The sequence below is a fragment of the Thalassobacillus sp. CUG 92003 genome, from assembly GCF_013618635.1.
In the GTDB taxonomy this organism is placed as follows: domain Bacteria; phylum Bacillota; class Bacilli; order Bacillales; family Halobacillaceae; genus CUG-92003.
Genome location: NZ_JABLSJ010000004.1, coordinates 382,686 through 391,023, shown reverse-complemented (window position 1 = coordinate 391,023; position 8,338 = coordinate 382,686). Strand labels below are relative to the sequence as shown.

Genomic DNA, 8,338 nt, shown 5'->3' with positions numbered 1-8,338 from the left:
AAAATCGCTCTTTTTTTATTCAGACCAAAAAACAGGACAGTATTTCAGTGGCCTCGGCGAAGCCTGAGGAGGCTTGCCCGTTCCCCCGCAGGAAAGCGAATCCTTCCCCAGCGGCCCTACACGCCCACAAACATCTCGAAATCGAGTCTTACAGAATTCTGCCTAAGTCTTGTCGTTTCACATTTGCCCCTTTCGACATAGAAAACAGCTTGAACTTTTGGGCTATTTATCTTCCGTTGGTCAATCCATAGTAGGATGGTGCATATACTGTTGTAGGGAGTGATGCTAAAATGAGAATATCCGACTTACAAATTAAAGACGTCATTGCACTGGAAACTGGAGAAAGATTAGGCCATATCAGTGATTTGGATATTGATACGAACCATGGCAGGTTGAAGGGTCTCATCATCACCTTAAAAGGAAAAGCGATGGGATTATTCGGTAAAGATGAGGAAATCATGATACCATGGAGTCAAATTGTGAACATTGGTGCGGATGTTATTTTAGTCAGAAAAGAAGGGTCCCCTTCTTTGTTGTCGTCTCCTAAATCAGAATAAATGTGAAACTAGGGGAAATACGCAAATAAATGTGGTAAAATGAAGATAAAATGAGGTGGTGCCCGTGTCAGAACTATTATTTCTTAGTCATCCTTCATACTTTACGATCCCCTCATGGCAAGACGAGAATGGATTAGTCGTAGCAGGGATTACAACGAAAAATGGAGGTGTGAGTCAGGCACCTCTTGAGTCATTTAATCAAGCTCTTCATGTCCATGATAATCCTGTAGACGTGATTGCTAACCGCAGACTTTTGGCGGAGCAACTAGCCTTTCCGCTTGAAACGTGGGTCATCGGGCAACAAACCCATGGAACAGGAATCAAGCGTGTGAATCAACAAGACATGGGAGCGGGCGCTTATTCACAAGAAACGGCAGTAACTGGGGTAGATGGTTTGATAACTGATGTTAAACACGTGCTGTTAGCTGCTCATTATGCTGATTGTACGCCGTTGTTCTTTTATGATCCCGAAGGTGAACGAATCGGCATTGCCCATGCGGGATGGAAAGGGACAGTCAAAGGAATGGCACGTGAAATGGTTCACGCATTCCAGGAGGCCGGGACAGATGTGGAGAATGTACGCGTTGCGATTGGGCCAGCTATCAGTGCCCGTCATTACCACGTGGATCGGAATGTCGTCGATCAGGTGGCCGATCATTTCCGCGGTCACGTCGTTTCCCAAGTGTCTGAAACGCATTATCAACTTGACTTGAAGTCGCTAAACAAACTTTACTGTTTAGAGGCAGGCGTCCCAGAGGATCGAATTGAAATGACTTCCCTTTGTACATATGAACAGTCTGATTTATTTTATTCCCATCGTCGCGATGATGGGGGCACAGGGCGGATGCTTGGTTTTATAGGTATGAGCCGTTAGGATTTACAGAGAAAGGAGTCTGGTCATGACCGTCGCAGATCACTTACAATCCCTTCAACAGAGCATACGTCAAGCTTGTGAAAAGAGTGGACGGGCTCCAAGTGATATTACCATTATTGCTGTTACGAAATATGTTACCATTGATAGAGCAAAAGAAGCGCTCGCAGCTGGAGTCAACCACTTGGGCGAAAATCGCAAGGAGGAATTTTTAGAAAAGTACCAGGCAATTGAAGGCGAAGCGTTTTGGCATTTTATCGGTTCGCTGCAATCTCGCAAAGTAAAAGATATCATTTCTTATGTCGATATGATTCATTCTTTGGACAGGCGCTCGCTTGCAAAAGAAATAAATAAGCGCGCTGATCAACACGTTGCCTGTTTTGTTCAGGTCAACGTAAGTGGTGAGGCTTCCAAACATGGGGTCGCCCCGGATGAAGTCGTTGATTTCGTCCATTCGTTAGAGGATTTCCCGAACATCAAAGTAGTCGGTTTGATGACCATGGCGCCTCACATTGAAGATGAGGATAAGCTCAGGGGGATTTTCCGAAACTTGAAAGCATTACAGATCGAGATTCAAAGTATGCATTTAAACCATGCGCCCTGTGATTATTTATCCATGGGAATGAGTAACGATTTTCAGATTGCGATCGAAGAAGGAGCTACTCATATCCGTATAGGTTCTAGTCTTGTGGGCGACTGATTAAAAAGAGGTGAAGCTTTATGAGTATGAAAAATAAATTCAAATCGTTCTTTACATTAGAGGATGAATACGAGTATGTTGATGATGAAGATGCTCTTGAAACCAATGAATACCGAAATGAACCGTCTTTAAAGCAAGACAATAAACAACAAAAAGGCAATTCTCAAAATGTTGTAAGTTTGAAGAGTGCTCAAAACTCCTCCAAAATGGTATTATTAGAACCACGGAGTTATAATGAAGCCCAGGAAATCGCTGATAATCTCGTGAACCGCAAAGCAGTGGTCATTAATTTGCAGCGCGTCGAACATCAACAAGCCAAACGCATTGTTGATTTTTTAAGCGGCACCGTGTATGCAGTAGGTGGAGATATTCAGAAACTCGGGGCACAGACGTTTTTATGTACACCAGAAAATATTGAAATCACAGGATCTATTTCTGATATTTTGACAGAGGACGATGACCTGGAAAAAAGGTGGTAAACAATGCTCATCCAATTATTTGAAATCTTATCATTAGCGCTCCGCTTATATAGCTGGGTTTTGATCATCTATATTCTTATGTCCTGGTTTCCAGGGGCAAGAGAATCATCGTTTGGTCAAGTTTTAGCGAGAATGGCTGAGCCTTATCTCGAACCCTTCCGTAAGATCATTCCTCCGTTGGGCATGATCGATATTTCCCCGATCGTCGGCATTTTGGTACTGCAATTTGCAGGGCGCGGGCTTGAAGAATTGTTCCGTATTCTATTAGGCTTATAACGGACGAGAGGTAAAAGTAAAGCTGGTGTATATTCAGCTTTACTTTTTCATTTCATTACTTTTGCAGGGTGGTCACACAATGGATATATATCAGCACTTTCGTGCGGAAGAACGACCTTTCATTGACCAGGTTCTTTCCTGGCAGACAGAAGTGGAACGGCAATTCCAAAGAAAACAGAGTGATTTTCTAGATCCGAGGGAACAGTATATATTTCAATCCCTCTTGGGGAACCATCCTGATCTCGTCTGGTCAATGAGTGGAGGAAAGGATCATACCGAGAGAAAACGCGCAATTTTAGCCCCATACTACGAAAATATCGCATTAGAAGATTTCGCGTTAACGCTGCTTGAAGCTGAGTATCCGGAAAAATTTATTCAAATCTCACATCGTGATGTGCTGGGCGCCTTTATGTCTTTGGGCATCAAGCGTCAAAAAGTGGGCGATTTGACAGCTGGTGATGGAAAAGTTCAAATAGTGGTCGCTTCGGAAATCAGTGATTTCGTTAAAATGAACTTAACCGGCATAAAAAAAGCGACGTTGAATTTTTCTCAGGTACCGATGGAGCACATGAATGAAAACCATGAGTATTGGATGCATCAAGATACAACGGTATCTTCGTTAAGGCTCGACAATATAGTGAAAGAAATTTACCGTATTTCTCGTAATAAAGCTGTTTTGTATATTGAAAGAGGGCTTGTGAAAGTTAATTTCAGGACGGTGGAACATCCCTCGTTTCAAATGGAGGCGGGAGATATCATTTCCTTAAGAGGTAAGGGCAGAAGCAAGTTGACGGAGATTCATGGGGTTACAAAAAAAGAAAAATATAAAATAACTACGGCAAAATTAAAATAATTGACCCCGGAGAGAAGGATTCAGCACATTTTTGTCGAAAACAGTTATCAACAGAAATGCCGGGTCGATAAAAACAAGGAGGTGGCGAGTGTGTCTTTAACACCACTTGACATTCATAATAAAGAATTCACACGAGGTTTCAGAGGTTATGACGAAGATGAAGTGAACGAATTTTTAGATCAGATCATTAAAGATTATGAAGCCGTAATCCGTGAGAAAAAGAACATGGAAGAAAAAGCTGAGCAGTTGAACGAACGGCTTAGTCATTTTAACAATATTGAAACGACGCTGAACAAGTCGATATTAGTGGCTCAGGAAACGGCAGAGGACGTTAAAAGCAGTGCTAATAAAGAATCTAAATTGATCATTAAAGAAGCTGAAAAAAATGCCGACCGGATTATCAATGAAGCCTTACAGAAATCCAGACGCATATCATTAGAAGTTGAAGAGATGAAAAAACAAGCTAAGGTCTTTAAAACCCGCTTGCGTATGCTGGTGGAGGCTCAAATCGATATGATCGACAACGATGACTGGGATCATTTATTCGATGTTGAAATCAATGAGGAGACCGAATACGAGCAAGAACTAGCGGAAAACAATCAATCCTGAAGGTCTTTCTTACATACAAGCGCTTATGGGTATATGGCAGGGATATGATGCACCAGGTTGAGTGAAACAGTGTTGTACATTCATACAACACTGTTTCTTTCTGCCATGTGGGGCCACTGCAGGAATTTAGCAGGCGGGCGCACATAAATTATGGTACAATGCATTATGAAAATGATTGTGGAGGATCGATATGATTTGGTATTATGTTTTGGCCTTAATTATCATAGTGGTTGATCAATGGACGAAGTGGCTGGTTGTAACGTACATGGAACTTGGTCAAAGCATGAGAATCATCGAAGGTTTTTTTTACTTAACCTCGCACCGTAATAAGGGAGCTGCATGGGGGATACTTCAAGGTCAGATGTGGTTCTTTTATATCATCACAGTGATCGTTATCTTCTTTGTCCTCTATTATTTACAGCAATACGCTAAAAAAAGTCCGTGGACCGGCTTAGCATTAGGGTTAATTCTGGCTGGTGCCATTGGTAATTTTATCGACCGGTTGTTCCGGAGAGAAGTCGTCGATTTTTTTGATTTCATTTTGTTTCGTTACGATTTTCCCATATTTAATGTTGCGGACTCTTCACTTGTCGTAGGGGTCGCGATAATTATGATCGCTACATTTGCTGATGATCGAAAGAAAGGAAGTACACGTACGTGAAGGAACACTATCAAGTTGTGGAAAAAGATGAAGGAAAACGCGTGGATAAGCTGCTGACTGAGTTAGCACCCGATGCGTCAAGAACCCAAGTCCAAACCTGGATCAACAAAGACGCTGTCTGGGTGAATCAAGCTGTCGTGAAAAGTAATTATAAAGTCCAGAACGGTGATACTGTTACGTGGAGCATCCCAGAGCCAGAAGCACTGAATATTGAAGCTGAACAAATTCCGCTTGAGATTATTTATGAAGACAGTGATATCATTGTGGTCAATAAACCGAGTGGCATGGTGGTCCATCCATCGGCCGGTCATATGTCCGGCACGTTAGTAAATGGATTGCTCCATCATTGTAAGGACTTATCTGGGATAAATGGTGTCGAACGCCCGGGTATCGTCCACCGGATCGATAAGGATACAAGCGGCCTGGTGATGGTGGCTAAACATGATCAGGCCCACCAATCACTTGGGGATCAATTAGCAGATAAGACGGTCGAACGAACGTATGAAGCGATTGTTCACGGCGAGATCAATCATGAATACGGTACAATTGATGCTCCTATCGGGCGAGACCCTAAAGACCGGCAGCGCATGGCGGTCATCGAAGCAGGAAAGTCTGCGGTCACCCACTTTAAAACAATCGAGCATTTTAAGGACTTCACTCATATTGAATGCGTACTGGAGACAGGTCGGACTCATCAAATTCGTGTGCATATGAAATATATTGGTCATCCGATTGCAGGAGACCCTAAGTACGGTCCTAGAAAGACGTGGGGGCTATCTGGACAAGCGCTTCATGCTAAATCGTTGGGGTTCAACCATCCGGTGACAGGTGAACATTTATCTTTTCACGCAGAGGCGCCTGAGGAATTTACTGATATGTTGACGTTTTTGCACAAGCGTAGTTGACAGTAGTCTCATTGTTTGCCATACTGTCTAATAGTATATGAATAGCCTTTAATAACAGTCCCGTGAGGCTGGAAAGGTGTCGTGAGCCCTGTGTCAATTGCAGGTAAACCCTTTTCTGCCTTTATGCGGAAAAGGGTTTTTTGTTGCTTAGGGAACTATAAAATTTGGGCCCTGTGGCTAACACATACGTTATACGCCACGTCCGGCTCCAGCGCCCAGCTCCTCGCGCCATAAGCAACCCACCCTGCGAAGGAAAGACCACCTTTCTCATGGTGTTTGCTTATGCGTGTAGGAGCTCCCGGGGCGCTTGCGCCTTTGTTCTTGAAGCGATCTGTTGAGGGGGGAATAAACATGGAGCAAAAAGCTAGCGTTATGGACGAAGCTGCGATTAGACGCGCATTGACGCGCATTTCGCATGAGATCATTGAAAAAAACAAAGGGGTTGAGGATCTTGTCTTGGTAGGCATAAAGACAAGAGGCGTCCCTTTGGCTGAACGTGTCAAAAAACGGATTAATGAAATTGAAGATGTCCACCTTCCCGGTGGAGAGCTTGACATTACCCTCTACCGTGATGATTTAACGTATAATAAAGAAAGTCGAGAACCGGAATTGGTAGATTCACATCTCGAAGTCCCTATTAATGGAAAAAAAGTCGTGTTAATTGATGATGTCCTTTATACTGGTCGGACTGTTCGAGCCGCAATGGACGCCCTTATGGACATAGGTCGACCGTCTCAAATACAATTGGCCGTACTTGCTGACCGCGGGCATCGGGAGTTGCCGATTCGAGCGGATTATGTCGGAAAGAATGTACCGACTTCCCAGAAAGAAGTGGTTACGGTCAGTTTAAATGAAAATGATGGGCTGGATGAAGTCTCCATCTTTCAAAAATGAAATGATTATCGCCTTTAATTGAGTCCAGAGAGACTTAAAAGGTCGAAACTAGGAAGCGTGTCCGAAAAGACACGTTCACCTCTTTGCGATCTTTTAAGCAAAGAGGTTTTTTATTTAGAAGAAGGAGGAGAAAAAATGAAGAAACATGAGACGGTGCTCGGCATTCGAGACATTCCGAGAGGGAAGCAATGGTTGATATTAAGCTTACAACATTTATTTGCTATGTTTGGCGCCACGATTTTAGTTCCTTTTCTCACGGATTTGCCTCCTTCAGTTGCCTTGATTTCCAGTGGTTTTGGTACTTTGGCATATTTACTGATTACACGTGGCAGAATACCAGCTTATTTAGGTTCGAGCTTTGCTTTCATCGCGCCGTTGACTGAAGTCTCTTCCTCTCATGGGGTGGCAGGCGCGATGGTTGGCAGCTTTTTAGCAGGTCTGGTTTATGGCGCTGTGGCTTTGTTAATCACACTATTTGGTCTCAAATGGTTGATTAAATTGCTGCCACCAATTGTGGTAGGACCAATCATCATTGTCATCGGACTTGCTCTTGCTTCAACGGCGATAGATATGGCGATGTATTTACCTGGAGATGAACAGGTGTATAGCGGGACTCATTTCATGGTTGCCCTCGTCACATTAGCTATCACCATCATCGCAGCGGTTTTCTTTAAGGGATTCTTCAATTTAATCCCGATTTTAGCCGGTATTCTGGGTGGCTATCTGTTTGCTTTGTCTCAAGGCATCGTGGATACCAGTGACCTTCAGGCAGAATGGGATGCGCTAATGTCAGCTGGTTCAATCGGTGCGTTTTTCACGGCGCTGTTCCAATGGCCGGATATAGTGGTTCCTTTCAAGGATTATGCTCCTATGGACGTGATAAACTGGGATATCGCCTTTCTCATGGTCCCTTTTGCACTCGTAACCATCGCTGAACACATAGGCGACCAAATGGTACTGTCCAAAGTGGTCGGGCAAAACTTTTTAAAGAAACCCGGATTAAACAAGTCCATTCTAGGTGACGGCGTTGCCACATTTATTGCTTCATGCCTGGGAGGGCCCCCGAACACGACATACGGTGAAAATATCGGCGTGCTTGCGATCACGAGAGTCTTCAGTGTATTTGTCATTGGTGGAGCGGCTGTGTTTGCCATTCTCTTTGGTTTTATTGGATTAAGTACGGCTCTGATTGGGTCAATCCCTTCCGCTGTTATGGGCGGCGTATCCATTTTACTGTTTGGCATTATAGCGTCGAGTGGTTTGCGCATGTTGATCGATAATCAAGTCGATTTAGGTGAAAAACGGAATCTGATTATCTCCTCCGTCATCTTAGTAATCGGAATAGGGGGAGCTTTTATCCAGGTGACAGACGACGTTCAGGTTTCCGGCATGGCCTTATCTGCTATTGTTGGTGTGCTTTTGAATCTTATCCTTCCCGGCAAAGAGTCAGGGATGGGCAATGGCAGTATGTTTGAAGTACCTGAAGAAGTTAAGGATGCTGATGATCAAAATAGTGTAGCGTAAAAACAGTGA

Annotated in this window: 12 protein-coding genes; all 12 read left to right on the top strand. The window is 43.6% G+C overall.

Annotated features, from left to right (window positions below; translation table 11 throughout):
• Positions 1–251: hypothetical protein (locus HOP45_RS20540; protein ID WP_219914543.1), on the top strand; the 251-nt coding region annotated here is incomplete at its 5' end.
• Between the two features lie 39 nt (positions 252–290).
• The gene (locus tag HOP45_RS08750; protein WP_181348880.1) at positions 291–557 is read left to right on the top strand and encodes a YlmC/YmxH family sporulation protein; all 267 of its coding nucleotides are present in this window, start codon (positions 291–293) and stop codon (positions 555–557) included.
• Positions 558–621: 64 nt separating this feature from the next.
• Positions 622–1,431, top strand: coding sequence for a peptidoglycan editing factor PgeF (pgeF, locus tag HOP45_RS08745; RefSeq protein WP_370457986.1), 810 nt, complete (start codon positions 622–624; stop codon positions 1,429–1,431).
• A 25-nt stretch (positions 1,432–1,456) separates the two neighbouring features.
• Positions 1,457–2,128 carry a YggS family pyridoxal phosphate-dependent enzyme gene (locus HOP45_RS08740; protein ID WP_181348879.1) on the top strand — a complete coding sequence of 224 codons (672 nt, stop codon included), beginning with the start codon at positions 1,457–1,459 and terminating at the stop codon, positions 2,126–2,128.
• A gap of 20 nt (positions 2,129–2,148) precedes the next feature.
• Positions 2,149–2,607 (top strand): cell division protein SepF, encoded by a 459-nt coding sequence (locus tag HOP45_RS08735; protein WP_181348878.1) that lies wholly within the window; start codon positions 2,149–2,151, stop codon positions 2,605–2,607.
• Between the two features lie 3 nt (positions 2,608–2,610).
• Positions 2,611–2,883: a YggT family protein gene (locus tag HOP45_RS08730; protein ID WP_181348877.1), complete on the top strand. Its 273-nt coding sequence runs from the start codon at positions 2,611–2,613 to the stop codon at positions 2,881–2,883.
• Positions 2,884–2,962: 79 nt separating this feature from the next.
• Complete coding sequence (locus HOP45_RS08725; protein WP_181348876.1) at positions 2,963–3,736, top strand: YlmH family RNA-binding protein; 774 nt, start codon at positions 2,963–2,965, stop codon at positions 3,734–3,736.
• A gap of 90 nt (positions 3,737–3,826) precedes the next feature.
• The gene (locus HOP45_RS08720; protein WP_181348875.1) at positions 3,827–4,345 is read left to right on the top strand and encodes a DivIVA domain-containing protein; all 519 of its coding nucleotides are present in this window, start codon (positions 3,827–3,829) and stop codon (positions 4,343–4,345) included.
• A 190-nt stretch (positions 4,346–4,535) separates the two neighbouring features.
• On the top strand, positions 4,536–5,006 hold the full coding sequence (gene lspA / locus HOP45_RS08715; protein WP_219914541.1) for a signal peptidase II: 471 nt from the start codon (positions 4,536–4,538) through the stop codon (positions 5,004–5,006).
• Positions 5,003–5,911, top strand: coding sequence for an RluA family pseudouridine synthase (locus HOP45_RS08710; protein WP_181348874.1), 909 nt, complete (start codon positions 5,003–5,005; stop codon positions 5,909–5,911). The genes lspA and HOP45_RS08710 overlap by 4 nt, the downstream gene beginning before the upstream one ends.
• Before the next feature lie 351 nt (positions 5,912–6,262).
• Positions 6,263–6,805 (top strand): bifunctional pyr operon transcriptional regulator/uracil phosphoribosyltransferase PyrR, encoded by a 543-nt coding sequence (gene pyrR, locus HOP45_RS08705; RefSeq protein ID WP_181348873.1) that lies wholly within the window; start codon positions 6,263–6,265, stop codon positions 6,803–6,805.
• Positions 6,806–6,940: 135 nt separating this feature from the next.
• Complete coding sequence (locus HOP45_RS08700) at positions 6,941–8,329, top strand: solute carrier family 23 protein (RefSeq protein WP_181348872.1); 1,389 nt, start codon at positions 6,941–6,943, stop codon at positions 8,327–8,329.
• Positions 8,330–8,338 lie beyond the last annotated feature (9 nt).

What these genes read in the sequence shown, in the direction of transcription:
- HOP45_RS08750 (WP_181348880.1), top strand. Translation starts at nt 291, where the DNA reads ATGAGAATATCCGACTTACAAATTAAAGACGTCATTGCACTGGAAACT.
- HOP45_RS08740 (WP_181348879.1), top strand. Translation starts at nt 1,457, where the DNA reads ATGACCGTCGCAGATCACTTACAATCCCTTCAACAGAGCATACGTCAA.
- HOP45_RS08735 (WP_181348878.1), top strand. Translation starts at nt 2,149, where the DNA reads ATGAGTATGAAAAATAAATTCAAATCGTTCTTTACATTAGAGGATGAA.
- HOP45_RS08730 (WP_181348877.1), top strand. Translation starts at nt 2,611, where the DNA reads ATGCTCATCCAATTATTTGAAATCTTATCATTAGCGCTCCGCTTATAT.
- HOP45_RS08725 (WP_181348876.1), top strand. Translation starts at nt 2,963, where the DNA reads ATGGATATATATCAGCACTTTCGTGCGGAAGAACGACCTTTCATTGAC.
- lspA (WP_219914541.1), top strand. Translation starts at nt 4,536, where the DNA reads ATGATTTGGTATTATGTTTTGGCCTTAATTATCATAGTGGTTGATCAA.
- pyrR (WP_181348873.1), top strand. Translation starts at nt 6,263, where the DNA reads ATGGAGCAAAAAGCTAGCGTTATGGACGAAGCTGCGATTAGACGCGCA.
- HOP45_RS08700 (WP_181348872.1), top strand. Translation starts at nt 6,941, where the DNA reads ATGAAGAAACATGAGACGGTGCTCGGCATTCGAGACATTCCGAGAGGG.